The organism is Streptomyces sp. NPDC042371, from assembly GCF_056437465.1.
The window spans coordinates 1,133,413-1,157,459 of the sequence record NZ_JBWKAP010000001.1 but is presented as its reverse complement, the minus strand read 5'-3'; the positions used below and the strand labels follow the sequence as shown (position 1 = coordinate 1,157,459).

26 protein-coding genes, 1 tRNA gene and 1 riboswitch are annotated in these 24,047 nt (G+C 69.8%); of the genes, 17 read left to right on the top strand and 10 right to left on the bottom strand.

What is annotated here, in order from left to right:
* The first annotated feature begins 33 nt into the window (after positions 1-33).
* The 5 genes from AC068B_RS05115 to AC068B_RS05095 all read left to right on the top strand — a co-directional run bounded on the left by AC068B_RS05115 (position 34) and on the right by AC068B_RS05095 (position 3,438).
* A complete protein-coding gene (locus tag AC068B_RS05115; RefSeq protein ID WP_478669051.1) occupies positions 34-1,092 on the top strand; it encodes a FecCD family ABC transporter permease in 1,059 nt (352 codons plus the stop codon).
* Entirely contained in the window at positions 1,089-1,883 is a 795-nt protein-coding gene (locus tag AC068B_RS05110) for an ABC transporter ATP-binding protein (RefSeq protein WP_478669050.1), read from the top strand. The genes AC068B_RS05115 and AC068B_RS05110 overlap by 4 nt, the downstream gene beginning before the upstream one ends.
* A 66-nt stretch (positions 1,884-1,949) precedes the next feature.
* Positions 1,950-2,057: a putative leader peptide gene (locus AC068B_RS05105; protein ID WP_317850449.1), complete on the top strand. Its 108-nt coding sequence runs from the start codon at positions 1,950-1,952 to the stop codon at positions 2,055-2,057.
* A 136-nt stretch (positions 2,058-2,193) separates the two neighbouring features.
* The gene (locus AC068B_RS05100) at positions 2,194-2,472 is read left to right on the top strand and encodes a MoaD/ThiS family protein (RefSeq protein WP_468562887.1); all 279 of its coding nucleotides are present in this window, start codon (positions 2,194-2,196) and stop codon (positions 2,470-2,472) included.
* A 12-nt stretch (positions 2,473-2,484) separates the two neighbouring features.
* Entirely contained in the window at positions 2,485-3,438 is a 954-nt protein-coding gene (locus AC068B_RS05095) for a PLP-dependent cysteine synthase family protein (protein WP_478669048.1), read from the top strand.
* Between the two features lie 40 nt (positions 3,439-3,478).
* On the opposite strand, the gene AC068B_RS05090 is transcribed toward AC068B_RS05095, so the two are convergent.
* Positions 3,479-3,940 (bottom strand): type II toxin-antitoxin system PemK/MazF family toxin, encoded by a 462-nt coding sequence (locus tag AC068B_RS05090; RefSeq protein WP_468562883.1) that lies wholly within the window; start codon positions 3,938-3,940, stop codon positions 3,479-3,481.
* Between the two features lie 195 nt (positions 3,941-4,135).
* On the opposite strand from AC068B_RS05090, the gene AC068B_RS05085 reads away from it, so the two are divergent.
* Entirely contained in the window at positions 4,136-4,888 is a 753-nt protein-coding gene (locus tag AC068B_RS05085; protein WP_468562881.1) for an MBL fold metallo-hydrolase, read from the top strand.
* Between the two features lie 6 nt (positions 4,889-4,894).
* On the opposite strand, the gene AC068B_RS05080 is transcribed toward AC068B_RS05085, so the two are convergent.
* The 3 genes from AC068B_RS05080 to AC068B_RS05070 all read right to left on the bottom strand — a co-directional run bounded on the left by AC068B_RS05080 (position 4,895) and on the right by AC068B_RS05070 (position 8,748).
* A complete protein-coding gene (locus tag AC068B_RS05080; protein WP_478669046.1) occupies positions 4,895-5,809 on the bottom strand; it encodes a DUF7916 family protein in 915 nt (304 codons plus the stop codon).
* An 88-nt stretch (positions 5,810-5,897) separates the two neighbouring features.
* The gene (locus AC068B_RS05075; protein WP_478669269.1) at positions 5,898-7,121 is read right to left on the bottom strand and encodes a PTS transporter subunit EIIC; all 1,224 of its coding nucleotides are present in this window, start codon (positions 7,119-7,121) and stop codon (positions 5,898-5,900) included.
* Positions 7,122-7,434: 313 nt separating this feature from the next.
* Positions 7,435-8,748, bottom strand: coding sequence for a PTS transporter subunit EIIC (locus tag AC068B_RS05070; RefSeq protein WP_478669045.1), 1,314 nt, complete (start codon positions 8,746-8,748; stop codon positions 7,435-7,437).
* 144 nt (positions 8,749-8,892) lie between these two features.
* Here AC068B_RS05070 and AC068B_RS05065 point away from each other — a divergent pair, with 144 nt between their 5' ends.
* The 4 genes from AC068B_RS05065 to rdgB all read left to right on the top strand — a co-directional run bounded on the left by AC068B_RS05065 (position 8,893) and on the right by rdgB (position 11,299).
* A complete protein-coding gene (locus AC068B_RS05065; protein WP_356265053.1) occupies positions 8,893-9,192 on the top strand; it encodes a PTS sugar transporter subunit IIB in 300 nt (99 codons plus the stop codon).
* Positions 9,193-9,416: 224 nt separating this feature from the next.
* Complete coding sequence (gene rph, locus AC068B_RS05060; RefSeq protein WP_478669043.1) at positions 9,417-10,148, top strand: ribonuclease PH; 732 nt, start codon at positions 9,417-9,419, stop codon at positions 10,146-10,148.
* Between the two features lie 122 nt (positions 10,149-10,270).
* Positions 10,271-10,666: a hypothetical protein gene (locus AC068B_RS05055; RefSeq protein WP_356265048.1), complete on the top strand. Its 396-nt coding sequence runs from the start codon at positions 10,271-10,273 to the stop codon at positions 10,664-10,666.
* Positions 10,667-10,696: 30 nt separating this feature from the next.
* Positions 10,697-11,299: an RdgB/HAM1 family non-canonical purine NTP pyrophosphatase gene (rdgB, locus tag AC068B_RS05050; RefSeq protein WP_478669042.1), complete on the top strand. Its 603-nt coding sequence runs from the start codon at positions 10,697-10,699 to the stop codon at positions 11,297-11,299.
* Between the two features lie 56 nt (positions 11,300-11,355).
* On the opposite strand, the gene AC068B_RS05045 is transcribed toward rdgB, so the two are convergent.
* From AC068B_RS05045 to bcp, 4 genes are all read right to left on the bottom strand, one after another.
* Positions 11,356-11,440, bottom strand: a tRNA-Leu gene (locus AC068B_RS05045).
* A 34-nt stretch (positions 11,441-11,474) separates the two neighbouring features.
* Positions 11,475-12,500, bottom strand: coding sequence for an HNH endonuclease (locus tag AC068B_RS05040; protein WP_478669040.1), 1,026 nt, complete (start codon positions 12,498-12,500; stop codon positions 11,475-11,477).
* Positions 12,501-12,644: 144 nt separating this feature from the next.
* Complete coding sequence (gene proP, locus AC068B_RS05035) at positions 12,645-14,147, bottom strand: glycine betaine/L-proline transporter ProP (RefSeq protein WP_478669039.1); 1,503 nt, start codon at positions 14,145-14,147, stop codon at positions 12,645-12,647.
* Positions 14,148-14,284: 137 nt separating this feature from the next.
* Entirely contained in the window at positions 14,285-14,752 is a 468-nt protein-coding gene (gene bcp / locus AC068B_RS05030) for a thioredoxin-dependent thiol peroxidase (protein WP_356265035.1), read from the bottom strand.
* Between the two features lie 157 nt (positions 14,753-14,909).
* Between bcp and AC068B_RS05025 the strand changes: the two genes are divergently transcribed.
* The 3 genes from AC068B_RS05025 to AC068B_RS05015 all read left to right on the top strand — a co-directional run bounded on the left by AC068B_RS05025 (position 14,910) and on the right by AC068B_RS05015 (position 16,181).
* Complete coding sequence (locus AC068B_RS05025) at positions 14,910-15,230, top strand: DUF3618 domain-containing protein (protein WP_356265032.1); 321 nt, start codon at positions 14,910-14,912, stop codon at positions 15,228-15,230.
* Between the two features lie 119 nt (positions 15,231-15,349).
* Positions 15,350-15,652, top strand: coding sequence for a GroES family chaperonin (locus AC068B_RS05020; protein WP_055568690.1), 303 nt, complete (start codon positions 15,350-15,352; stop codon positions 15,650-15,652).
* A 100-nt stretch (positions 15,653-15,752) separates the two neighbouring features.
* Positions 15,753-15,814, top strand: a riboswitch (guanidine-III (ykkC-III) riboswitch).
* 46 nt (positions 15,815-15,860) lie between these two features.
* A complete protein-coding gene (locus AC068B_RS05015) occupies positions 15,861-16,181 on the top strand; it encodes a DMT family transporter (RefSeq protein ID WP_356265029.1) in 321 nt (106 codons plus the stop codon).
* Between the two features lie 38 nt (positions 16,182-16,219).
* On the opposite strand, the gene AC068B_RS05010 is transcribed toward AC068B_RS05015, so the two are convergent.
* Positions 16,220-18,781 (bottom strand): transglycosylase domain-containing protein, encoded by a 2,562-nt coding sequence (locus tag AC068B_RS05010; protein ID WP_478669037.1) that lies wholly within the window; start codon positions 18,779-18,781, stop codon positions 16,220-16,222.
* 209 nt (positions 18,782-18,990) lie between these two features.
* Here AC068B_RS05010 and AC068B_RS05005 point away from each other — a divergent pair, with 209 nt between their 5' ends.
* The 4 genes from AC068B_RS05005 to AC068B_RS04990 are packed head-to-tail and all read left to right on the top strand — an operon-like array spanning position 18,991 to position 22,359.
* Positions 18,991-19,812: an ABC transporter permease gene (locus AC068B_RS05005; protein ID WP_478669036.1), complete on the top strand. Its 822-nt coding sequence runs from the start codon at positions 18,991-18,993 to the stop codon at positions 19,810-19,812.
* Positions 19,805-20,647, top strand: coding sequence for an ABC transporter permease (locus tag AC068B_RS05000; protein WP_478669035.1), 843 nt, complete (start codon positions 19,805-19,807; stop codon positions 20,645-20,647). Before AC068B_RS05005 ends, AC068B_RS05000 begins: the two co-directional genes overlap by 8 nt.
* Before the next feature lie 6 nt (positions 20,648-20,653).
* Positions 20,654-21,622 (top strand): ABC transporter ATP-binding protein, encoded by a 969-nt coding sequence (locus tag AC068B_RS04995; protein WP_478669033.1) that lies wholly within the window; start codon positions 20,654-20,656, stop codon positions 21,620-21,622.
* Positions 21,623-21,633: 11 nt separating this feature from the next.
* Entirely contained in the window at positions 21,634-22,359 is a 726-nt protein-coding gene (locus AC068B_RS04990; RefSeq protein ID WP_478669032.1) for a DUF1707 SHOCT-like domain-containing protein, read from the top strand.
* Positions 22,360-22,674: 315 nt separating this feature from the next.
* Here the strand turns inward: AC068B_RS04990 and AC068B_RS04985 are convergent, their stop codons facing one another.
* On the bottom strand, positions 22,675-23,994 hold the full coding sequence (locus tag AC068B_RS04985) for an SGNH/GDSL hydrolase family protein (protein WP_478669031.1): 1,320 nt from the start codon (positions 23,992-23,994) through the stop codon (positions 22,675-22,677).
* Between the last annotated feature and the right edge of the window lie 53 nt (positions 23,995-24,047).

The window sequence follows — 24,047 nt, the reverse complement described above, 5'->3', positions numbered from 1 at the left end:
CCCGCGGGGCAGGGTTCCCAGCCCGTCCGGCGTTTGACGAGCCCGAAGGGCGATCGGCGGAGCTCAGGGGGGCGGCGCCTGGTCGTCCTGACGGTGCTCGCCGTCGCCCTCGCCGCCGTGACGCTCGCCGGGCTGGCCCTCGGTTCCGTCCGCATCCCCACCGCCGACGTCCTGGAGATCCTCACGGGCCGCGCGGAGCCTTCGCCGTTCCGCACCATCGTCCTTGACGTGCGGCTCCCGAGGATCATCCTCGGAGCCACCGTCGGAGCAGGACTCGCCGTCATCGGCACCGTCCTCCAGGCCCTCGTCCGCAACCCCCTCGCCGACCCGTTCCTGCTCGGCGTCTCCTCGGGCGCCTCCGTCGGCGCGGTCGGCGCGATCGTGCTCGGCTCCGCCTTCGGCCTCGGCGCCGCCCTGTCGACCAGCGTCACCATCCCGGCCGCCTCCTTCGCGGGCGCCCTGATCTCACTGGTCCTCGTCTACGCCCTGGCCCGCAGCGGAGGCGGCGGCTTCGCCACCGGCAGGCTGATCCTCGCGGGCGTCGCCGTCTCGTACATCCTGACCGCGCTGACCAGCCTCATCCTGGTCACCGCCGACAGCGCGGACCACCTCAAGGAGGTCCTGTACTGGACGCTCGGCGGCCTCGGCAACGCCCGCTGGGACATGCTCGCCCTGCCCTGCGTCACCCTCATCCTCGGCACGGCCCTCCTGATGTCGATGGCCCGCCCCCTCGACCTGCTCCTCGCCGGTGAGGAGGGCGCCACCGTCCTCGGCCTGGACGCCACCCGGTTCCGTGCCGGAGTCTTCGTCCTCGCCTCGCTCCTCACCGGCGCCCTGGTCGCCTACAGCGGAGCCATCGGATTCGTCGGCCTGATGGTGCCGCACGCCGCCCGCATGCTGGTCGGCGCCGCGCACCGCGCACTGCTCCCGGTCGTCGCGCTGATGGGCGCGGTCTTCCTGGTCGCCGCCGACCTCGCCGCACGCACCGTCGCCGCGCCGCAGGACATCCCCGTCGGCGTGCTCACCGCGCTCACCGGCGGCCCGTTCTTCCTGTGGCTGCTGAGGCGGCGCAACGAAGGAGTACCGGCATGACCCAGCCGCCGCCCGCCGGTGAACTGCGCACCGAGCGCCTCTCGTACGAGGTCGAAGGCAGGCTCCTCGTGGACGCCGTCGACCTCACCGCCGACCCCGGCGAGACCGTCGGCGTCGTCGGCCCCAACGGCAGCGGCAAGACGACGCTGCTCCGCTGTGTGTACGGCACGCTGCGCCCCACCGGCGGCCGCGCCCTCCTCGACGGCGACGACCTGCACACCATGCCCCCGAAGGCGCGCGCCCGGCGCCTGGCCACGGTGCCGCAGGACGGCCAGGCCGCCTTCGAGCTGACCGTCCGGCAGGTGGTCGCCATGGGCCGCTCCCCGCACAAGCGGTTCTGGGAGGCGGACACCGCGGCCGACGACGAGCTCGTCACGGCGGCGCTCGCCCGGGTCGGCGTCGACGAACTGGCCGACCGCACCTTCCCCTCGCTCTCCGGAGGCGAGCGCCAGCGCGCCCTGGTCGCCCGCGCCCTGGTCCAGGAGCCGACCCTCGTCGTCCTCGACGAGCCCACCAACCACCTGGACATCCGCTACCAGCTGGAGATCCTCTCCTTCGTACGTAACCTGGGCACCACGAACCTCCTGGCCCTGCACGACCTGAACCTGGCCGCGTACTTCTGCGACCGCCTCTACGTCCTCGACGGCGGCCGTCTCGTCGCCTCCGGGGCGCCCAAGGAGGTCCTCACCGCCGAGCTGCTCGCCACCGTGTACGGCGTGACGGCCGAGGTCAGCACGCATCCGCTGACCGGCGCCCCGACCGTCGTCTATCTGCCGCCGCCCGCATCCTGAACGGATTCCGTCCACCAGTTGAGATCACATTCCGGGATCCGGACCGGGAATCGATACGATGACCGCATGGTTCCCCATGACGTGAGCGAAGAGACGCCGAGCGCACCCCTGCTGCTCGTGGCGCGGCTGCACGTCGACCTGTGCCGCCTCGCCAGCGCCATCTGTACCCGCTGAACCGGTCCACCGCGGCCCGACGCACGGCCGCGGGCCGCGGCGGCCGCCTCCGTACGCCCGGCGCACCACACCGCAAGCCCCGCGCCGCCGCGCGCCCACCACTCGCACTTCTCGACTCCCGACAGGAGCCCTCAGCATGGCCATCGAGGTCCGCATCCCGACCATCCTCCGCACCTACACCGACGGCGCCAAGGCCGTCGAGGGCAGCGGGGACACCCTCGCCGAGCTCTTCACCGACCTCGACTCGCGGCACGCGGGCATCGCCGGACGCATCGTCGACGACGGCAAGCTCCGCCGCTTCGTGAACGTGTACCTCAACGACGAGGACGTCCGCTTCCTCGACGGCATCTCCACGAAGCTCGCCGACGGCGACAGCGTCACGATCCTGCCGGCCGTCGCCGGCGGCATGGTCTAGGCCCGATCCCGGATGCCTCGCTACGACTCCCCGCTCGCCGCGGTCGGCAACACGCCGCTCGTCCGCCTGCCGCGGCTCTCCCCTTCGGAAGACGTCCGCATCTGGGCCAAGCTGGAGGACCGCAACCCGACCGGCTCCATCAAGGACCGGCCCGCCCTCCACATGGTCGAACAGGCCGAGAAGGACGGCCGGTTGACGCCCGGCTGCACGATCCTGGAGCCGACCTCGGGCAACACCGGCATCTCGCTCGCCATGGCGGCCAGGCTCAAGGGCTACCGCATCGTGTGCGTCATGCCGGAGAACACCTCGCAGGAGCGGCGCGACCTGCTCGCCATGTGGGGCGCCGAGATCATCTCGTCCCCGGCGGCGGGCGGCTCCAACACCGCGGTCCGGGTGGCCAAGGAACTGTCGGCCGAGCACCCGGACTGGGTGATGCTCTACCAGTACGGCAACCCCGACAACGCGGGCGCCCACTACGCCACGACGGGCCCGGAGATCCTCACCGACCTCCCCTCCATCACCCACTTCGTGGCGGGCCTCGGCACCACGGGCACGCTGATGGGCGTCGGCCGCTACCTCCGCGAGCAGCAGCCGGACATCAAGATCGTCGCGGCGGAACCCCGCTACGACGACCTCGTCTACGGCCTGCGCAACCTCGACGAGGGCTTCGTCCCCGAGCTGTACGACGCCTCCGTCCTGACCACCCGCTTCTCCGTCGGCTCGGCCGACGCCGTGACGCGCACCCGCGAACTCCTCCAGCAGGAGGGCATCTTCGCGGGCGTCTCCACGGGCGCCGCGCTGCACGCCGCGATCGGCGTCGGCAAGCGGGCGGTCAAGGCGGGCGAGTCCGCCGACATCGTCTTCGTCGTCGCCGACGGCGGCTGGAAGTACCTGTCGACGGGCGTCTACACCGCCGCGACGACCGAGGCGGCCATCGAAACACTGCAGGGCCAGCTCTGGGCGTAGGACCGTGCTGGGCGGGCCGGATCCTCCGGCCCGCCCGCCACTAGCCCGCCAGGTACTTCACCTGGTCCCACAGCACCGGATCCATCACCCCGGCCCTGCGCCGGAAGTCCCACACCGGCACGTCCCGCAGCTCGTCCGTCTCCAGGAAGCTCGCGCGGCCCTCCGCGTCGCCCACCGCGCCCGGCGGCAGCGGAATCACCCCGGCCCGCTCGTCGTGGTACTTGCTGGTGATCTTCGCGACCAGCGCGCGCTCCCCGCGCACCGACAGGACCAGACACGGCCGGTCCTTCCCGCCTGGACCGTCCTCGTACGGCACCCGCGCCCACCAGATCTCGGCGGGCCGAGGCGTCGGCAACCGCCGCCTCGACCCTCTCGGCGGCCGGGTCCTGCCCGGCGGCCGGGAACTCCGCTTCCGGGGTCCGCGCCCCCAGCCGTCCACCAGCGTGACGACGAGCGCGAGCACCACCACTGCGGCCAGCGCGAGCCACCACGACGTGTCCATACCCACGACGGTACCGGCGCGCATCCCGCACCGCCTGCCGCCTCCCCCGGTCCCACAAGCCCCCCGAACCGGTGACAGTGCAGGTGAGTTCCCCCACAACGGCCCGCGACGGAGGAGCGACCAGGCCTTTTGCGCCTTACGCTCGACGGACCGCACACTCCCCAGCTCTCCTGCCAGCGCGGAGGTTCCAGCTTCATGAAGCTCACCGTCGTCGGCTGCTCGGGGTCGTTTCCCTCCGTGGACTCGGCCTGCTCGAGCTACCTCGTCGAGGCCGACGGCTTCCGGTTGCTGCTCGACATGGGCAACGGCGCCCTCGGCGAGCTGCAGCGCCACATCGGTCTGTACGACCTCGACGCGATCTTCCTCAGCCATCTGCACGCCGATCACTGCATCGACATGTGCGGGTACTTCGTGGCCCGCTACTACCGCCACGAGGGCGGCCGTTGCGCCCCCATCCCGGTCTACGGCCCCGAGGGCACCGAGCAGCGCCTCACCACCGCGTACGCGGACACGCCCTCCGCCTCCTCGATGAGCGAGGTCTTCGACTTCCACACGGTCAAGCCCGCCTCGTTCGACATCGGCCCTTTCTCGGTGCGCACCGAGAAGATGCGCCACCCCGTCGAGGCGTACGCCATCCGCATCGAGCACGCCGGGAAGTCCCTCACGTACTCCGGGGACACGGGACCCTGCGACCACCTGGACGAACTCGCCACCGGAACCGACCTGTTCCTGTGCGAGGCCGCCTTCACGTACGGCAAGGAGAACATCCCCGACCTGCACCTGAACGGCCGAGAGGCCGGGGAGTCCGCCCGGCGCGCCGGTGCAGGAAGGTTGCTGCTCACCCACGTCCCGCCGTGGACGGATCCCCAGGTGAACCTCGCCGACGCCCGCGCCGTGTACGCGGGCCCCACCGCTCTCGCGGCGCCCGGCGCGACGTACGAGGTCTGAGAGCCTTCAGTCCCGGCGGTGGCCGCGGCCGCCCAGCGCCATCCGGTTCCACGTGTGGCGGCGGCCGCGGATCGCCACCGAGTAGTCGTACATGACCTCCGGGTCGCACATCCCCGGCAGGAACGAGTCCCCGAAGTGGTGGGCGTCGATGCCCACCTCCTTCGCCGTCAGGGCGAGTTGGGGCACCACGTTCGCGTGCGAGCCCTCCTGGCTGGTGCCGATCGCGCCCATCACCACCGCACCCGCGTCCTGCACGGCGGCCACCGCCTCGGCGGCCAGCTCCTTGGTGACGCCCGGCAGCGTGCCCGGCAGGGGCAGCACCACGCCGTCCGCACCCGCGTCCACCAGCGAAGTAAGACGGTCCACCGTGACCCGCTCCGGATGCCCCGCGTGGTGCATCTTGCCGCTCCACAGCGCCACGTCGTCACCGAGCCCGGCGCGCAGCTCCTCGGTGACCCGCGCGAGTCCTTCGTACGAACCGCCCGTGCCCGGGTTCGCCGTCAGACAGAGCATCGCCGCACCCATGTCGATCAGCCGCTTGGCGTACTCGGGCTTGGCGCGGCGGATCTCGGGGACGTCGCCGGGCTCCAGGTTGATGCCGACCGGGCGCCCGATGTACGCGGCGAGGTCGGTGAGGGAGGTGAACGTGCCGAGGCCCGGCAGGGTGAGGCGCTCGCCGTCCCAGGCGCGCTCGATGAGGTTCAGGACGACGATGTCGGCGCCGAAGGCCGCGACCAGCTCGGCGTTGTGGACGCCCGGCATGCCCGGCATCGGGATCAGGGCGGCGCGGTCGGCGAAGACCTCGGCGACCATGGTGCGGCCCTCCGCGGCGGCGACGGAGGCGGTCAGGGCGCGGCCGCGCAGGGCGGCGAGGCGCTCGCGGTCGAGGTCGAGGATGCGGGGAGTCCGCTGGTCGTTCATACCTCGACCGTATGCCCCGGACACGACGAAGCCCCTCGCCGTTGGTACCTACGGCGAGGGGCTTACGTCACTCAGGTGCGGGCGGAGACTACTTGCCCTCCGCCTTCAGGAGCTCGGCGAGCTCCTCGTCGGACTCGCGGCCCGGCGTCGGCAGGTTGAACTTGGTGATCGCGAAGCGGAAGACCACGTAGTAGACCGCCGCGAAGCAGAGGCCGACCAGGGCCAGACCCCACGGGTTCTTCGCGATGCCGAGGTTCAGCAGGAAGTCGACCGCACCGGCCGAGAAGCCGAAGCCGTCCTTCATGCCGAGCGCCCAGGTCAGCGCCATGGAGACACCGGTGAGCACCGCGTGGATCGCGTACAGGACCGGCGCGATGAACATGAAGGTGAACTCGATCGGCTCGGTCACACCGGTCACGAAGGCGGTGAGCGCGAGCGAGAACATCATGCCGCCGACGACCTTGCGGCGCTCGGGACGGGCGCAGTGCACGATCGCGAGGCAGGCGGCGGGCAGCGCGAACATCATGATCGGGAAGAAGCCGGTCATGAACTGGCCCGCGGTCGGGTCGTGGTGCAGGAAGCGCGCGATGTCGCCGTGGTAGTCCACGCCGCCGTCGGTGTAGGAGCCCGCCTGGAACCACGGGAAGGAGTTCAGGAGGTGGTGCATGCCGACCGGGATCAGCGCGCGGTTGGCGACACCGAAGACACCGGCGCCGACGGCGCCCGAACCGACGAGCCACTCACTGAAGTTGTGGATGCCGGCGCCGAGGACCGGCCAGATCAGACCGAAGACGATGCCCGCCACGAGGCCCGCGAAGGCCGACAGGATCGGGACGAGGCGGCGGCCGCCGAAGAAACCGGCCCAGTCGGGCAGCTTGGTCCGGTAGAACTTCTGGTAGAGCAGGGCCACGATGATGCCCATGACCACGCCGCCGAGCACACCGGCGTTGACCGGCGCCTCGTTCATGACGATCTTGCCGTCCACGACGGACGCGACCTTGGGCAGGTTCTTGTCCGTGAAGGTGGCGAGCACCTTCTGGAAGACCAGGTAGCCGGTCACGGCCGCGAGGGCCGTCGAGCCGTCCGACTTCTTGGCGAAGCCGATCGCGATGCCGACGCAGAACAGCAGCGCCATGTTGTCGAGCAGCGCGCCACCGCCGGCCGCCATGTACTCCGCGAGCTTGTTGACGAAGGTCGGGAACGACTCCTTGCCGAGCATGTCGGTCTGGCCGAAGCGGACGAGGAGGGCCGCGGCGGGCAGCACGGCGACCGGCAGCATGAGGCTGCGGCCGATGCGCTGCATGACAGCCATCACGCCGGCGCCCTTCTTCTTCTTGTCGGCCGCGGGGGCGGCGCTGGGCGTGGACACAACTTCCTCCAGTGGGCAAGGCGCCGCCTGGGGACATGGAAGTGGGGGACGGCGGCGTCTCCGGGGGACGCGGCGAGAAGGCCGCGTGGTCTACACCAATTAGTGGTGTAGACCTGTTGTAGCACGGTGAAGGTGACGTAAGGAACCCACGATTCCTGTGGGCTGGGCCATATCCGGATATGACAGACGAAAGACCCCCGGACCAGAGGTCCGAGGGCCTGACGGAGAGGTCGAGGAGCTCGACTCGCGGGGGGAGTTACGCCTTGGTCTGCTCCCGGTCGAGAGCCTCCGCTTCCTCCTCTGGTTCACGTCCAGGGGTGTGCAGATTGAACTTGATGATGACGAAGCGGAATAGCGCGTAGTACACGACGGCGAAGCACAGACCGATCGGAATGATCATCCATGGCTTGGTCGCCAGGCTCCAGTTGATGACGTAGTCGATCAAGCCCGCGGAGAAGCTGAAGCCGTCCTTCACGCCCAGCGCCCACGTCACCGCCATCGACACACCGGTGAGCACCGCATGGATCGCGTACAGCAGGGGCGCGATGAAGAGGAACGAGTACTCGATCGGCTCGGTGATGCCCGTGACGAACGACGTCAGACCGACCGAGAGCATCATGCCGCCGACCACCTTGCGGCGCTCCGGGCGCGCGCAGTGCGTGATCGCGAGGGCCGCCGCGGGCAGCGCGAACATCATGATCGGGAAGAAGCCCGAGGTGAACTGGCCCGCCGTCGGGTCGCCCGCCAGGAACCGGTTGATGTCACCGTGCACGACCGTGCCGTCCGGCTTGGTGAAGTCGCCGAACTGGAACCACACGAAGGTGTTCAGGAACTGGTGCAGGCCGACCGTGAGCAGCGCGCGGTTGGCGACACCGAAGATGCCGGAGCCCAGCCAGCCGAGGTCGACGAGCCACTTGGAGAAGCTGGTCAGCGCGTCACCGATGGGCGGCCAGATCCAGACGCAGAGACCGGCGAAGACCAGGCCCACGAACGCCATGATGATCGGCACCAGCCTGCGGCCGTTGAAGAAGCCGAGCCAGTCGACCAGCTTCACGCGGTGGTAGCGCTGCCAGAACCAGGCGGCGAGCAGCCCCATCACGATGCCGCCGAACACCCCTGGATTCTGGTACGCGGCCTGCGCCACCTTCCCGTCCTCGGCCACGCACACCCCGCTCCACATGCCCGCGCCGCCGAAGACGGTGTCCTGCGGACAGCTGTCGGGGAAGGCGCGGAGCACCGCGTAGTAGACGAGGAAGCCCGCGACCGCAGCGAGCGCGGTGGAGCCGTCCGACTTCTTCGCCATGCCGATCGCGACACCGATGCAGAACAGCAGCGGCAGGCCGAGCGAGGAGTCGAGGAGCGAACCGCCCGCCGCCGCGAAGACCTTGGCGACGTTGGTCCAGCCGAGGCCGTCGTCCCCGAACACGTCGGGCTGTCCCAGCCGGTTCAGGATGCCTGCCGCGGGCAGGACCGCGATGGGCAGCTGGAGGCTGCGTCCCATCTTCTGGAGGCCCTGGAAGAGGCCGTTCCACCACTTCTTCTGCGGCACCGCCGCGGCGGTCGAACTCATCGGCGTCCCTCCCGGAACAAGCCAGGTTTGGCGGTCGTTGAAAACTGGTGTAGACCAGTTGCGGAACGTGTGGGAGCGCCGCCCGATGGGGGATGGCACCTTGACCGTCATCATTGGGCACGACTGTCGTAACCGCCCGCGAAGATGGTCCAACCGTGCGTTACCGTGACAAAGCGGTCCCCCGGCCGCGAGAAACACAGGGAGAAAGACATGGCCAGCAAGGCTGAGAAGATCGTTGCCGGGCTCGGCGGCATCGACAACATCGAAGAGGTCGAGGGCTGCATCACGCGCCTGCGCACCGAGGTCAAGGACCCGGCTCTGGTCGACGACGCCGCCCTGAAGGCCGCGGGCGCCCACGGTGTCGTCAAGATGGGCACCGCGATCCAGGTCGTCATCGGCACCGACGCGGACCCCATCGCCGCGGACATCGAAGACATGATGTGAGTTCCTGACCCCCTGAACTCACGGCCGAGGGCCCCGTCCGGACGACTGTCCTGACGGGGCCCTCGCGCATGTGCCACCGGCGTACGCCCTCCGCCGGGGCGACGGCGGCGAGAGCCGGGGTGACGGCCGCGAGAGAGCTCGGGGTGACGGCCGCGAGAGAGCCCGGGGTGACGGCGACGAAAACCCGGAAACCCCGCGTCCACCCACCGGATAGGCTCATCGCCATGTCTCGAATCGACGGCCGCACCCCCGAACAGCTCCGCCCCATCACCATCGAACGCGGCTGGAGCAAGCACGCCGAAGGATCCGTCCTCATCTCCTTCGGCGACACCAAGGTCTTCTGCACCGCCTCCGTCACCGAAGGCGTCCCGCGCTGGCGCAAGGGCAGCGGCGAAGGCTGGGTCACCGCCGAGTACTCCATGCTGCCCCGCGCCACCAACACCCGCGGCGACCGCGAATCCGTCCGCGGCAAGATCGGCGGCCGCACCCACGAGATCAGCCGCCTGATCGGCCGCTCGCTCCGCGCCGTCATCGACTACAAGGCGCTCGGCGAGAACACGATCGTCCTCGACTGCGACGTCCTCCAGGCCGACGGTGGCACCCGCACCGCCGCCATCACCGGGGCGTACGTGGCACTGGCCGACGCCGTCGCCTGGGCCCAGGGCAAGAAGCTCATCAAGGCGGGCCGCAAGCCCCTCACCGACACCGTCTCCGCCGTCTCCGTCGGCATCGTCGGCGGCGTGCCGCTCCTCGACCTCCGCTACGAGGAGGACGTGAAGGCTGACACCGACATGAACGTCGTCTGCACCGGCGACGGCCGCTTCGTCGAGGTCCAGGGCACCGCCGAGGCCGAGCCCTTCGACCGCAAGGAGCTCAACGCGCTGCTCGACCTCGCCGTCGGCGGCTGCGAGGACCTCGCGGCGTTCCAGCGCGAGGCCCTGGAGCAGACCCGCTAGCGGGACATACGACCCACGTCGTTCAAGCAGGCAACCAACAACCCCCTGCCGGGCGTTGTTACGAGTACGGGCGCGCGGACGAAGCCGCGCGTCCGTACGCACCCTGGGGAGGGGACCGAACCATGGCCGCGCGCCACCGTCGCATCGCCACCGCCGTCGCCACGGCACTGATCGTCATCCCGGCCGGCGTCGGCCTCGTCGGCTGTGACGCCGTCTCGAAGGCCCTGGACTGCGTCCAGACCGCCGACACGATCGCCGACAGCGTCACCGACCTGCAGCAGGCCGTCGAGAACGCGGGCGACGACCCCGCCGCGGCGGACAAGGCGCTCGACGACATCGGCAAGAACCTCGACAAGATCGGCGACAAGACCGACAACACGGACGTGAACAAGGCGGTCGACGACCTCGACAAGGCCGTCGACAACGTCCGCCAGTCGGTCAAGAACGGCGACGCCACGCCCGACGTCAGCCCGGTCACGGACGCGGCGGGCGAACTGACGAAGGTCTGCACGCCGTAGCGGCAGCGGTGAGGCGGCGATACTGGGGAGATGACCCGCCTCATCCTCGCCACCCGTAACGCAGGCAAGATCACCGAGCTCAGGGCGATCCTCGCCGACGCAGGCCTCACCCACGACCTCGTCGGCGCGGACAGCTATCCCGAGATCCCCGACGTCAAGGAAACCGGCGTCACCTTCGCGGAGAACGCCCTCCTCAAGGCCCACGCCCTCGCCCAGGCCACGGGCCTGCCCGCGGTCGCCGACGACTCGGGCCTCTGCGTCGACGTCCTGAACGGCGCCCCCGGCATCTTCTCCGCCCGCTGGGCAGGCCGCCACGGCGACGACCGGGCCAACCTGGACCTGCTCCTGGCCCAGCTCTCCGACATCCCCGCGGAACACCGCGCCGCCCACTTCGCCTGCGCCGCGGCCCTGGCCCTCCCCGACGGCACGGAACGCGTGGTCGAGGGCCGCCTCCTCGGCACCCTCCGCACCGCCCCGTCCGGCACGGGCGGCTTCGGCTACGACCCGATCCTCCAGCCGGAGGGGGAGACGCGCACGTGCGCGGAGCTGACGGCGGCGGAGAAGAACGCGATCAGCCATCGGGGGGAGGCGTTCCGGGGGCTGGTGCCGGTGGTGCGGGAGTTGTTGGGCTGACGCCGAACGGGCCGTGGGGCCGGTCTCGATCGACCGGCCCCACGGCCCGTTGTGAGTGCGGCCGGTGGGACTCGAACCCACACGGGTGTGAACCCACTGGGACCTAAACCCAGCATGACTGCCAAATTCCATCACGGCCGCTCAAAAACGGTCACTAGCGTCTGACCGGCGGCATTCAGTCTACGGGTAGGGCCGACTGCGCGGCGAGAGGCCGTCTTTTCTTCTGACGGCACCACGTCTCCGTCAGGGCGTGGCAATTGGGACACAGGTAGCGCAGATTCTCCCGCCGGTTGTCGCGCCAGTCCCCGTTCACGTGGTCGATCTGCAGAGTGAGCGAATGTCCCAGCCACTCGCCGGTATTGGCGCACTGCGCACACGCGTACGGAACCCCGATCTCGGTCAGGGCCCGGTGGAGCTGAGCCCTGTTGGCCCGCCCGGAGTGGTCCGGCAGGACGACCAGAACGCGGTGTGCGGTCGAGAGTGGCGCGGGACGTTCCGGCTGCCCCCAGGCTCGGCGCTTGAAGTGGCTGGTGTCGAGGCCGAGGCGGGTGGCTGCGCGCCGGATGCGCCGGTGGTTGGTGTCGTTCACCTCCATGGCGAGACCGCGCATCACATCGGCGTAGCTGGTCGAGCTTTCCACCAGCTCGCGGAGGTTCTCCTCCGGGATCGGCAGGCGCCGGTGCGAGAAGTGCTCGGTGTCGATGTGCCGGGCACGCAGCATGCGGCTCAGCGTTGCGCGTGAGCGGCTGTCGTCCGGCACACCGAGTGCTCGAGCCACACCGCGCACGCTTGTGGCTGCCGCGGCCGCTGTCCGCAGCTCCTCGGCAGAGAAGGGGAGGTCCAGCTCGGGGCGATCGATGCCGGGAAAGTGGCTGATGTCGATGCCCGCCGCACTGATGCGTCGCCGGATATGGGAGAGCGTCCCTGTGGCTGGTGCGGCGCCCAGCTTCAGCGCAACTTCACGCAGTGAGGAAGAAGAGGCGGCAGCTTCGGCGATGTCGGCGTCCGGGTACTTGCGCCATGGGCTGCGTTTGGCGAAATGGCTCGTGTCGATGCCGTGGCCGGTCACCTTCTCCTGAAGCACGCGCCGTTGCCCGCCGCTTGTCCCGAGGCCGAGGCGGCGCATCAAGTCGGTCCAGTTACGAGCCTTCGGGACGATCGCCGCCAGCCGATGCTTGCTATAGGGGTCCCGCTCGTCCATGTGCCCACCCGCCCTCTCGGCCACGCGTTCGCAGCCTCGTACGGCCTAACGAACCGAAAATCGGACCGTTACTACCGATAAGCGGAACAGCCCGCCTCACTTCTCAGTGGGGCGGGCCGTTCCGTTGGGGGAGGAGGGGCGAGGTCAGAACTTCGGGGTCGTGGCCTGGGACTCGACCATCTCCGCCGCCTCCTCCTTTGTCTCCACCGACGGCGGCGATCCCGACAGCGGCTTCTGGGCCGTTTCCTTCATGCAGGCCACCGCGATGACGCCGACGAGCGCCGCGGCCATCGAGTAGTACGCCGGGATCATGTCCGTGCCCGTGATGCTGATCAGGGACGTGATGACCAGGGGGGCCGTGCCGCCGAAGAGGGAGGCGGAGATGTTGTAGCCGACGGAGAGGGAGCCGTAGCGGACCGAGGTGGGGAAGAGGGCCGGGAGCGTGGCCGACATCGTGCCGAGGAGGCAGACCAGGGAGAGGCCGAGCAGCAGCATGCCGCCGGAGACCGCCACCAGGCTGCCCTGCTTGATGAGCAGGAACGACGGGATGGAGAGGACCAGGAAGCTCAGCATGCCCGTCATCAGGAGCGGCTTGCGGCCGAAGCGGTCGGAGAGCTTGCCGACCTGGTTGATGATCAGCATCAGGACGACCATCGTGCCGATGAGGATCAGGAGGCCGTGCGAGTCGTCGTAGCCGAGCTCGTCCGAGAGGTACGTCGGCATGTAGGACAGGAGCATGTAGTCGGTGACGTTGTACGCGCCGACCAGGGCGATGCAGAGGATCAGCGTCGGCCAGTAGTCGCGGAAGATCTTCGCCAGGTCGCCCTTGGCCGTCGACTCGACGGTGGACGCACCCTCGGACGCCGAGTGGAAGGTGGCGTCCTCCATCTTCTGGAAGGCGGGGGTCTCGTCCAGCTTGAGCCGCAGGTAGAGGCCGACCAGGCCCAGCGGGCCCGCGACGAGGAACGGGATGCGCCAGCCCCAGGACTCCATGGCGTCCGAGCCGAGGGCGGTGTTGAGGATGAGGACCAGGCCCGCCGCGCCCGTGTACCCGGCCAGCGTGCCCATCTCCAGGAAGCTGCCGAAGAAGCCGCGGCGCTTGTCGGGCGCGTACTCGGCGATGAACGTGGAGGCACCGCCGTACTCACCGCCCGTCGAGAAGCCCTGGACGAGGCGGAAGAAGATCAGCAGGACGGGGGCCCAGAAGCCGATCGTGTCGTAGGACGGGATCAGGCCGATGGCGAGCGTGCCGATCGCCATCATGATCATCGTCAGCGCGAGGACCTTCTTGCGGCCCACCTTGTCGCCCATCGGGCCGAACACCATGCCGCCGATGGGCCGCACCAGGAAGGACACCGCGAAGGTGGCGAACGAGGAGATCAGCTGGGCCGTGTCGTTCCCGGACGGGAAGAAGACGTGTCCGATGGTGACGGCCAGATAGCTGTAGATGCCGAAGTCGAACCATTCCATGGCGTTGCCCAGCGAGGCCGCTTTGACGGCCCGCTTGACCGCGGCCTCGTCCGTGACCGTGATGTCGGTACGGCGCAGAGGCGGGTTCCTGCGGCGTTTCACCGCTCGGAACAGGGTCCGGTGGCGCTTCATCGCCTCCGGGTCGGCCTCGGCCTCGATCTCTTCTTGGGCCGCCATGGAGTGGTTCCTTTCGTTCTTCGTGCAAGTTCCCCGAGAGATCACTTGCTCGAAGATGGCCGATGCAAACGAAGGCCCCCCGTCAGGGGGCCCACGTCACACCGGGACGGCGAACGAAAGGGAGGGGCCGGTGCGGATCAGACGCCGAGGTCCCTGATGATCTTGGCCACGTGGCCCGTGGCCTTCACGTTGTAGAACGCGTGCTCGACCTTGCCCTGTCCGTCGACCACCACGGTGGAGCGGATCACGCCGGTCACCGTCTTGCCGTACAGCTTCTTCTCGCCGAAGGCGCCGTACGCCTCAAGGGTCTCCTTGGAGGGGTCGCCGACCAGCGTGACCTTGAGGTTCTCCTGCTCGCGGAACTTCGCGAGCTTCTCCGGCTTGTCGGGGGACACGCCGATCACGTCGTACCCGGCGGCGGCCAGCACGTCGAGGTTGTCCGTGAAGTCGCAGGCCTGCTTGGTGCAGCCGGGGGTGAGCGCGGCGGGGTAGAAGTACACGATGACCTTGCGGCCCTTGTGGTCCGCCAGCGAGACGTCCTTGCCGTCGGCGTCGGGCAGGGTGAAGGCGGGGGCGGTGTCGCCGGGCTGCAGTCGCTCGCTCATGGGCGCTCTCCTCATACGGGTGGCCGGGTGGTTCGCAAAGAGTGTGGTGACGGAGTCGAGCGTAATAGGGGTGCCGTGGGGTGCGGCGCGCGCGAAGCTGACAGACTGTGGTCAGAGTTCACGTCCACACAATCGATACGACCACGGAGGCAGCGCGGTGTCGGATGCCAGGACCCCTGCGCAGATCGAGGCGGACATCAAGCGCCGGCGCGACCAGCTTGCCGAGACCCTCGACGAGATCGGGGTGCGCGTCCACCCGAAGACGATCGTCGGCGACGCGAAGGCCAAGGTCGTCGCGGGCGTGGACAACTCGCTGGGCCGGGCGTACGTAGGGGCGAACCGCCTCGTCTCGGACGTGCGCGGACAGCTCGTCACGGAGGACGGTTCGCCGCGCATCGAGCGCATCGTGCCCGTCGCCCTGGTGGCCGTCGGTCTGGTGGGGCTCCTCGTGGTGAGCTCGCGCCGACGTGGCGCCTGACGGGACGAGTGCCGCCCCGGGAGCCCACGGGCCCTGCCGGGGCAGGTAGGTTCTGGGGCGTGACCGAGAAGCCCCCCGTGACATCCAGGACTCCCCACGACGACAAGCTGCCCATCCGCATGCTGCACGACCGCGTGCTGGTGCGGCAGGACACGAGCGAGGGTGAGCGGCGCTCCGGCGGCGGCATCCTGATCCCCGCGACAGCGGCCGTGGGCAAGCGGCTCGCCTGGGCCGAGGTGGTCGCGGTCGGGCAGAACGTCCGGACGGTCGAGCCGGGCGACCGGGTCCTGTACGACCCGGAGGACCGCGCCGAGGTCGAGGTGCGGGGCGTGGCCTACGTACTGATGCGGGAGCGCGATCTGCACGCCGTGGCGGCCGACCGGTTCGAGGGGTCCGAGGACTCGACGGGTCTGTACCTGTAGGAACTGCTGGACCTGTAGGACCTGTAGGACCTGTAGGACCTTCAAAACGTATGCGTAAGGGGCTGGTGACCATCGTCACCAGCCCCTTACGCATACGTTTTGCTACCTTGGAAGGACCCCGACGAGACGCGCCGTACCGGGTTCCTGCAAAGACGACGCACCCCCATCAGGTAACGCGTTCGCGTTTCTACTCGTCGGAGGTGCCGTCATGGCCTGGGTTCTGCTGATCATCGCCGGTCTGCTCGAAGTGGGCTGGTCGATCGGGATGAAGTACACGGACGGCTTCACGCGCCTGTGGCCCAGTGTGTTCACGGGCGCGGGCATCGTCGCGAGCATGATGCTCCTGTCGCACGCCGCCAAGACACTGCCGATCGGTACCGCCTACGGAGTGTGGGTCGGCATCGGCGCGGCCGGTGCGGCGGTGCTCGGCATGGTCATTCTGGGTGAGCCGGTGACCGCCGCCCGGATCTTCTTCGTCTGTCTGCTGCTGGTGGCCGTGGTCGGCCTGAAGGCGACCTCCGGCCACTAGAGGTCCCCAGGGCCGGAGGAGCGGGGCTCGGCGGCGCGTCAACCGTCCGTGAGGCCGCCGAGCGCCCCGCCGTCGTCCGTGCCGCCGTCCTGGCCGCCACCGGTATCGGTGCCGCCGCCCGTCGGCCCGCCCTGGGCGCCGCCGTCGGTGGGTCCGCCGTTGGCGGCGCCGCCGTCCGTCGGCCCGCCGGTGTTCTGGCCGCCGGTCTCCTGGCCGCCCTGCTGGCCGCCGTCCTGGCCACCCGTCTGGCCGCCCGTCTGGCCTCCGTTGTCCTGGCCGCCCGTGGTGGTGCCGCCGGTGTCCTGGTCGCCGGTGGTGCCGCCGTCCTGGCCGCCCCCGGTGTCGGGGCCGCCGTCCGTCGTGCCGCCGGTGCCGGGCTCGTCGACGCCGCCCGTCGTCGGGTCGGGCACCTCGGGCAGGTCCGCGCCCTGCTCCAGCTCCAGGTCGAAGTCCTTGACCGGCTTGCCCTCCAGGGCCGACTTGGTGAACTGCGCCCAGATGCGCGCCGGGTAGGCGCCACCGTTGATGCGGGCCTCGCCGAGCGCGCCGTACAGCGGGGTGTGCGCCCCGGTCTCCGGGTCCTGGCCCATGACGGCGACGACCGTGGCGAGCTCGGGGGTGTAACCGGCGAACCAGGCCGCCGTGTCGTTCTCCGCGGTGCCCGTCTTGCCCGCGGCCGGGCGGCCCGCGCCCTGCGCCGCCGTGCCGGTGCCGCCCTGGACGACGCTCTGCAGGACCGACGTGGTGGTGTCGGCGGCCTCGCGGGTGACGGCCTGCTGGGTCCGCTGCTCCGGCAGCTCGATCTCGCTGCCGTCCTTGGTGATCTTCTCGACGAGCGTGTACGTGCCGTGCTTGCCGTGGTTCGCCAGCGTCGCGTACGCCTCGGTCATGTCCAGGACGCTCGCGGTGGAGGGGCCGAGTGCGATCGACGGGGACGCGGTCAGGTCGGGGGTGTTCTCGGGGACGCCGAGGTCGACGGCGGTGTCCTTGACCTTGCCGGAGCCGACGTCGACGGCCATCTGCGCGTACACCGAGTTCACGGACTTGTCGGTGGCGGTGCGGACGGTGATGTCGCCGTAGTTGACGTTGTCCTCGTTCTCGGGGGCGTACGTCCCGCCGCTCCAGCCCTGCACCGGGCGCTTGTTGGTGCCGTCGTAGACCGTGTTCGGGGTGATCGGGCGGCCGTCCTGGGTGACCGAGCCGTTCTCCACGGCCGAGGTGAAGACGAACGGCTTGAACGTGGAGCCGACCTGGTAGTCGCGCCGCGTCGCGTTGTTGACGTACTGCTTGGTGTAGTCGATGCCCCCGTACATCGCGACGACCTTGCCGGTGGCCGGGTCGATGGAGGCGCCGCCCGCGCGCACGTTGCGGTCGACCTTGCGCGCCTTCTTGTCGACCTTCGACATCACCTGCTTGTCGACGGCCTCCTTGAAGGCGTCCTGACGGTCCTTCTGGAGGGTCGTGGTGATGCGGTAGCCGCCCTTGGCGAGGGTGTCCTCATCGATGATCTTGTTGGCCGTCAGATAGTCCTCGACGGCCTTCACCACATAGCCGCGCTGCCCGGACAGGCCCGCGGCGCCCTTCGCCTCGTCGGGCACCGGGAACTTGCTCTTCGCCCGGTCGGACTTGCTGAGCCAGCCCTCCGTGACCATGCCGTCCAGGACGTAGTTCCAACGGCCCGCCGCGCGCTGCTTGTTCTCGGGGTGGGTGGCGACGTCGTACGCGTTGGGGGAGTTGAGGAGGGTGGCGAGGTAGGCGCCCTGGGCGACGGAGAGGTCCTGGACGTCCTCGCCGTAGTACGCCTGGGCGGCCGCCTGGATGCCGTACGCGTTGCGGCCGAAGTAGCTGGTGTTCAGATAGCCCTCGAGGATGTCGTCCTTGCTCACCTCGCGGTCCAGCTTGATCGAGATGAAGAATTCCTTCACCTTTCGGGTGACCGTCTGCTCCTGCCCCAGGTAGTAGTTCTTCACGTACTGCTGGGTGATCGTGGAGCCGGACTGCTTGCCCTTGCCGGTGACGGTGTTCCAGGCCGCGCGGATCATCGCCTTGGGGTCGACCGCGGACTCGCCGTAGAAGTCGCGGTCCTCGGCGGCGAGCACGGCGTGCTGGACGGTGAGCGGGACCTGCTTGAGCGGCACCTTCTCGCGGTTGACCTCGCCGTCGCGGGCGATCTGGGTGCCGTCGGAGTAGAGGTAGACGTTGCTCTGCTTGGTCGCGGCGGCGTTCGCGGGCGGGATGTCGACGAGCATGTAGCCCGCCATGAAGCCGCCGATGCACAGCAGGACGATCAGGATGAAGCCGCCGAGGACCATGCGCCAGGTGGGGAAGATCCGCCGCCATCCCTTGCGCTTGGGACGCTTGGGCTTCTTGGGCTTCTTCCCGTCAGCGGAGGCGCCCGCGGCTCCGGACGCCGCCTCGGAGGCCTCAGCCGACTCTGCGGACCCAGCCGCCTTCGCCGTCCCCGCGGACCCCGCCGCCTTCGCCGCCCCCGACCCCTCCCCGGCCGGGCCCGTCGCGGTGTCAGCGGGCGTGTCCTGCGGCTCCCTGGGCGCCCAGCCCTGGCGCCCGGCAGGACCCTGCTGCTGCGGCTCGTCGCTCATGTCTTGCGGAACTCCCGGTTAGCGTCGTACATCCAGTACGCCTCGTAAACCCGACTGCAACCCCGTTGCAACCCCATTGGACACCGTTGCCACATGCGTTCATGACCAGGCACGCGCCCCCGCGCCGAAAATGCCTGGCACGAGCGACTCCGATCGCACTAGGCTCCAGCGCTTTGGCCCGATTCGGGACGAAGCCCACTGTGAAAGGGATGCTCGTGCGTGCTGGACGGTTCCGTTTGTACGCGGCCGTCACCGAGGGGAGCTTCCGCAGGTACGCCACGTATCGGATGGCGACGGCCGCGGGGGTGTTCACGAACACCGTCTTCGGGCTGATTCTCGCCTACACCTACCTGGCGCTCTGGGACGAACGGCCCGGCCTCGGCGGCTACGACCAGTCCCAGGCACTCACCTATGTGTGGCTGGGCCAGGGGCTGTTGACGGTGATGGCACTGATGGGCGGCGGCTTCGAGGGCGAGCTGATCGAGCGGATCCGCACCGGGGACATCGCCGTCGACCTGTACCGGCCCGCCGACCTGCAGCTCTGGTGGCTGGCGGCCGACCTGGGCCGGGCCGCGTTCCAGCTGCTCGGCCGCGGAGTCGTACCGATGGTCTTCGGAGCCCTCGTCTTCGATCTGACGCTGCCTGAGGACGCCCTGCGCTGGCTGGCGTTCCTGGTGGCCGTCGCGCTCGGGGCGCTGGTCAGCTTCGCGATCCGGTTCCTGGTGGCGCTCTCCGCCTTCTGGCTGATGGACGGCGCGGGCGTCACCCAGGTGGCGATGCTCGCGGGCACGTTCTTCTCCGGGATGCTGCTGCCGCTGAACGTCTTCCCCGGCGCCCTCGGCGAGATCGCCCGCGCGCTGCCCTGGTCGGCGCTGCTGCAGCTGCCCGCCGACGTGTTCCTCGGCGAACGCTCCGGGACGGCGCTGCTGGGGACGTACGCCTTCCAGCTCGGCTGGGCGGCGGCGCTGCTGACGGCCGGGCGGCTGCTGCAGGCCGTGGCGACGCGACGGGTGGTGGTCCAGGGTGGCTGACGGTGACCGGCTCGGGCTCAGGCTCCAGGCCCTCCGGGAAGGGGTGCGCGCCTACCGCCTGATCTCCGCCATGTGGATCCGCTCCCTCATGGCGTACCGCCTCTCCTTCGCGATGACCGCGCTCGGCAACTTCGCGGTGACCGCGTTCGACTTCCTGGCGATCCTGCTGATGTTCTCCCAGGTCGACAGGCTCGGCGGCTACTCGCTGCCCGAGATCGCGTTCCTGTACGGCGCCGCCTGCACCGCGTTCGGGCTCGCCGACCTCGCCCTCGGCTCCATGGACCGGCTCGGCAGACGCGTGCGCGACGGCACGCTCGACACGCTCCTGGTGCGGCCCGCCCCGGTCATCGCGCAGGTCGCCGCGGACCGCTTCGGGCTGCACAGGATCGGCAGGCTCGCGCAGGCCACGCTCATCCTCACGTACGCCCTCGTGGTCCTGGACATCGACTGGACCCCGCTGAAGGTCCTGATGGTGCCGCTGATGCTGCTGTGCGGCGCGGGCATCTTCGCGGCGGTGTTCGTGGGCGGCGCTGCCTTCCAGTTCGTGGCGCAGGACGCGGCGGAGGTGCAGAACGCCTTCACGTACGGCGGCACCACCCTGCTCCAGTACCCGCCGACCCTCTTCGCCAAGGACCTGGTGCGCGGCGTCACCTTCGTCCTGCCGCTGGCCTTCGTGAACTGGCTGCCCGCGCTGTACGTGCTCGGGCGGCCCTATCCGCTGGACCTGCCGACCTGGGTGGCGTTCACGCCGCCGCTGGTGGCCCCGGCCCTTCTCGCGCTCGCGGGCCTCGCCTGGCGCACGGGCCTCCGTTCGTACCGCAGCACAGGGAGCTGAACTGACATGGCGGATCCCCTCATCGAGCTGGACGGGGTGGAGAAGGTCTTCGACGTACGCAGGAAGACCGGCTTCCTGCGGCGTGCGCGCCACGAGGTGCGGGCGGTCGACGGGATCTCCTTCACCGTGCCGCGCGGCGAGATGGTCGGCTACATCGGCCCGAACGGTGCGGGCAAGTCCACGACGATCAAGATGCTGACGGGCATCCTGACGCCGAGCGGCGGCCGGTTGCGGGTCGCCGGAATCGACCCCTCCCGCGAGCGCACGCGCCTGGCCCGGCGCATCGGCGTGGTCTTCGGCCAGCGCACCACGCTCTGGTGGGACCTGCCGCTGATCGACTCGTACCGCCTGATGCACCGGATGTACCGGATCCCGGACGCCCGCTACGCCGAGAACCTCGACCGCTGCGTGGAACTCCTCGAACTGGGCTCGCTCCTCGACGTCCCGGTGCGCCAACTCTCCCTGGGCCAGCGGATGCGCGGCGACATCGCGGCGGCGCTGCTGCACGACCCGGAGGTGCTGTACCTGGACGAGCCGACGATCGGCCTGGACGTGATCAGCAAGGCGAAGGTCCGCGATTTCCTGCGGGACTTGAACGCCGAGTCCCGCACGACGGTCCTCCTCACCACCCACGACCTGACCGACATCGAGCAGCTCTGCAAGCGGGTGATGGTCATCGACCACGGACGCCTCATGTACGACGGTCCGCTGGCGGGCCTGCACGAGGTGGGCGAGAGCGAGCGCACGCTGGTGGTGGACCTGGAGCGCGAACTCCCTCCGATTGAGGTGGGATCGACGGCGAGGGTGGTGAAGGTGGAAGGCCCAAGACAATGGCTGGCCTTCCCTTCCTCACAGTCCGCAGCCCCCCTGGTCGCCCGCATCGCGAACGACTACCCCCTGGCCGATCTCTCCGTCAGAGAACCGGACATCGAGGCGGTCATCGCGAAGATGTACGCGGAGAAGCCGACCTCGTAGGCTGCGGAGCTATGAGCGACGACCGCCCGAACCTCCCAGACGTCCCTTCCGGACCCTCCGCCCCCGACCTGCGGGCATCCGACGCCGACCGTGACCGGGTCGCCGAGCAACTCCGGGACGCGATGGCCGAGGGCCGCCTCGACATGACGGAGTTCGAGGAGCGCCTCGACGCGACGTACAAGGCGCGTACGTACGGAGAGCTGGAGCCGCTCACCCGCGACCTCCCGTCGCACGAAGTCCGCCCCGCCAAGGCGGACCTGGTGAAACACCCGGTGAGCGACGACCCCGTCGCCATCGACTGGTCCGAGCGCATGGTGTCGGGCGGGCCGTCCTCGACCGGCGGCTTCGCCCTGTGGAGCGGCTTCGGCCGCAAGGGCAGCTGGGTGGTGGGCCGCGTGTTCACCTGCTTCGCGATGTGGGGCGGCGGCGAGATCGACCTGCGCGAGGCCCGGTTCACGGACCGCGACGTCGAGATCCGCTGCTTCACGATCATGGGCGGCATCCAGGTCATCGCCCCTCCCGAGCTGACCGTCGTGGTCAAGGGCTTCGCCTTCATGGGCGGCTTCGACGACAGGGCAACGGGCGAGGGCACCCCCGGCTCCCCCCGCGTGGTGGTCAAGGGCTTCGCGCTCATGGGCGGAGTGGGCGTGGACAGAAAAATCCGCAGAATCGAAAAACTCCGCCAACGAGAAGAACGCCGCCAACAAAAACTGAACCGCCGCAAAACGGAAGACTGAGGGCACGACGGCCAGCCCAGGGGCGCGGGGAACTGCGCGACAGAGCCCCGGGTGGGCTGAGCTTGACGGCCTGGCGGGCCCACGGGTAGCTCAGGGGCGCGGGGAACTGCGCGACAGAGCCCTGGGTGGGCTGAGCTTGACGGCTGGCGGGCCCACGGGTAGCTCAGGGGCGCGGGGAACTGCGCAACACCCCGGGTGGGCTGAGCCTGACGGCTGGCGGGCCCACGGGTGGGTCAGGGGCGCGGGGAACTGCGCGACCAGCCCCGACGGCCCGTCAGCCAACGGACAGGCCCCACACGGAGACGGAAGAGGAGATCAGAGCTCGGCCGCAGCCGAGCCCTTCAGATGCGAGAGATTGAACGTCTCCGCCATCCGCCGGAACCCCGCATCGGACGGATGCAAATGATCCCCCGAGTCATACCGCTCCCGAAGCTTCCGCGGATCATAAGGATCCCGAAGCGCCCGATCGAAGTCGACGAACTCGTCGAAGACCCGCCCCGACCGAATCTCCTCGTTCACGGCCTGCCGCACGCCCTCCAGAGCGGGCGCATACCCCCGGTGCCCCCCGAACGGCATGAGCGTCGCGCCGACGACCCGCAACCCGCGCGTATGCGCCTGCCGGGTCAGCTCGCGCAGCCCCTCGACGATGCGGTCCGGATCGTTCTGGTGCGGGTTGCGCAGGATGTCGTTGACGCCGAGGGCGATCACGACGGCCTTCACACCGGTCCGGTCCAGAACGTCCCGGTCGAACCGGGAGAGCCCGCTGGGATTGATCGCGGGGTTGCCGAGGCCGTCGGAGAGGATGCGGTTGCCGCTGATGCCCTGGTTCACGACGCCGTAGCGCGGCGCGCCCGACTCCGCCCGCAGTCGGCCCGCGAGGACGTCGGTCCACCGCCGGTTGGCGCCCATCGTGGAGGAGATGCCGTCGGTGATGGAGTCGCCGAAGACGACGACGGTCCCGTCGGTCTCGTTGCTCAGCACGTCCACCGCGGAGAGGTAGCGCCAGTACGGGCTCTGCTCGGTGTACGCGTCGCCCAGCTGGTCCTCGGTGCGGTCGCCCTCGGCGACGTAGCTGATCTGCCGCGCGTGGGGGTGGTAGGTGACCGGCCCGGACGGGGTCGGCGAGTACGTCGTGACCAGCAGGTCCGTGTCGTGCGGCACCCGCACCCTGGCGGCGTCGCTCATGACCTGCTGTCCCGGCGGGATCACCACGGACGTGTTGCCGTTGAAGGTGAGCCTGCGCAGCGTGCCCGCCGCGGCCGCCGGGTTGTTCGACGCGGAGGCCAGCGCGATCGAGGCGTGCGTGATGCTGAGCGGCGTCGTGCCGTACAGGTTCGAAAGGGTGATGCGGGCGCTGCTGCCGCCGACGCTCGTGTGCACGACGTTGCGGATGGAGCGGCCTGCGAACCCCTTCTGCTCCGTGCCCGGTTCGGACCCCGCGGGCGAGGCGGACCAGGAGCCGACCCAGACGCCGGAGGAGGCGGGTGCGGCGGAGCTGCGGGGGCCGCGAGGGCCCGCGCTGATGTCCTGTGAGCCGCCGTCGGTGCCGGTGACTCCGACGTATATGGCGGCGGAAATCACCACTATGACCGCGAGAACCGCGGCGAGAAGGGCATAACCGTGTCGCTTGGTCATGCGGGCTCTTTCTCCTCGGGCAGGGGGAGCCCCGAGGCTCCGATGTGATCACC

Excerpts from the sequence above, each read along its gene's own strand:
- AC068B_RS05100 (WP_468562887.1), top strand. The coding sequence starts at position 2,194 with ATGGCCATCGAGGTCCGCATCCCGACCATCCTCCGCACCTACACCGAC.
- rdgB (WP_478669042.1), top strand. The coding sequence starts at position 10,697 with ATGACCCGCCTCATCCTCGCCACCCGTAACGCAGGCAAGATCACCGAG.
- AC068B_RS05105 (WP_317850449.1), top strand. The coding sequence starts at position 1,950 with ATGGTTCCCCATGACGTGAGCGAAGAGACGCCGAGCGCACCCCTGCTG.
- rph (WP_478669043.1), top strand. The coding sequence starts at position 9,417 with ATGTCTCGAATCGACGGCCGCACCCCCGAACAGCTCCGCCCCATCACC.
- AC068B_RS05055 (WP_356265048.1), top strand. The coding sequence starts at position 10,271 with ATGGCCGCGCGCCACCGTCGCATCGCCACCGCCGTCGCCACGGCACTG.
- AC068B_RS05010 (WP_478669037.1), bottom strand. The coding sequence starts at position 18,781 with ATGAGCGACGAGCCGCAGCAGCAGGGTCCTGCCGGGCGCCAGGGCTGG.
- AC068B_RS05085 (WP_468562881.1), top strand. The coding sequence starts at position 4,136 with ATGAAGCTCACCGTCGTCGGCTGCTCGGGGTCGTTTCCCTCCGTGGAC.
- AC068B_RS05005 (WP_478669036.1), top strand. The coding sequence starts at position 18,991 with ATGCTCGTGCGTGCTGGACGGTTCCGTTTGTACGCGGCCGTCACCGAG.
- AC068B_RS05020 (WP_055568690.1), top strand. The coding sequence starts at position 15,350 with ATGCTGCACGACCGCGTGCTGGTGCGGCAGGACACGAGCGAGGGTGAG.
- AC068B_RS04985 (WP_478669031.1), bottom strand. The coding sequence starts at position 23,994 with ATGACCAAGCGACACGGTTATGCCCTTCTCGCCGCGGTTCTCGCGGTC.
- AC068B_RS04995 (WP_478669033.1), top strand. The coding sequence starts at position 20,654 with ATGGCGGATCCCCTCATCGAGCTGGACGGGGTGGAGAAGGTCTTCGAC.
- AC068B_RS05075 (WP_478669269.1), bottom strand. The coding sequence starts at position 7,121 with ATGGCTGTCATGCAGCGCATCGGCCGCAGCCTCATGCTGCCGGTCGCC.
- AC068B_RS05040 (WP_478669040.1), bottom strand. The coding sequence starts at position 12,500 with ATGGACGAGCGGGACCCCTATAGCAAGCATCGGCTGGCGGCGATCGTC.
- AC068B_RS05080 (WP_478669046.1), bottom strand. The coding sequence starts at position 5,809 with ATGAACGACCAGCGGACTCCCCGCATCCTCGACCTCGACCGCGAGCGC.
- proP (WP_478669039.1), bottom strand. The coding sequence starts at position 14,147 with ATGGCGGCCCAAGAAGAGATCGAGGCCGAGGCCGACCCGGAGGCGATG.
- AC068B_RS05015 (WP_356265029.1), top strand. The coding sequence starts at position 15,861 with ATGGCCTGGGTTCTGCTGATCATCGCCGGTCTGCTCGAAGTGGGCTGG.
- bcp (WP_356265035.1), bottom strand. The coding sequence starts at position 14,752 with ATGAGCGAGCGACTGCAGCCCGGCGACACCGCCCCCGCCTTCACCCTG.
- AC068B_RS05070 (WP_478669045.1), bottom strand. The coding sequence starts at position 8,748 with ATGAGTTCGACCGCCGCGGCGGTGCCGCAGAAGAAGTGGTGGAACGGC.
- AC068B_RS05065 (WP_356265053.1), top strand. The coding sequence starts at position 8,893 with ATGGTCCAACCGTGCGTTACCGTGACAAAGCGGTCCCCCGGCCGCGAG.
- AC068B_RS05090 (WP_468562883.1), bottom strand. The coding sequence starts at position 3,940 with ATGGACACGTCGTGGTGGCTCGCGCTGGCCGCAGTGGTGGTGCTCGCG.
- AC068B_RS04990 (WP_478669032.1), top strand. The coding sequence starts at position 21,634 with ATGAGCGACGACCGCCCGAACCTCCCAGACGTCCCTTCCGGACCCTCC.
- AC068B_RS05095 (WP_478669048.1), top strand. The coding sequence starts at position 2,485 with ATGCCTCGCTACGACTCCCCGCTCGCCGCGGTCGGCAACACGCCGCTC.
- AC068B_RS05110 (WP_478669050.1), top strand. The coding sequence starts at position 1,089 with ATGACCCAGCCGCCGCCCGCCGGTGAACTGCGCACCGAGCGCCTCTCG.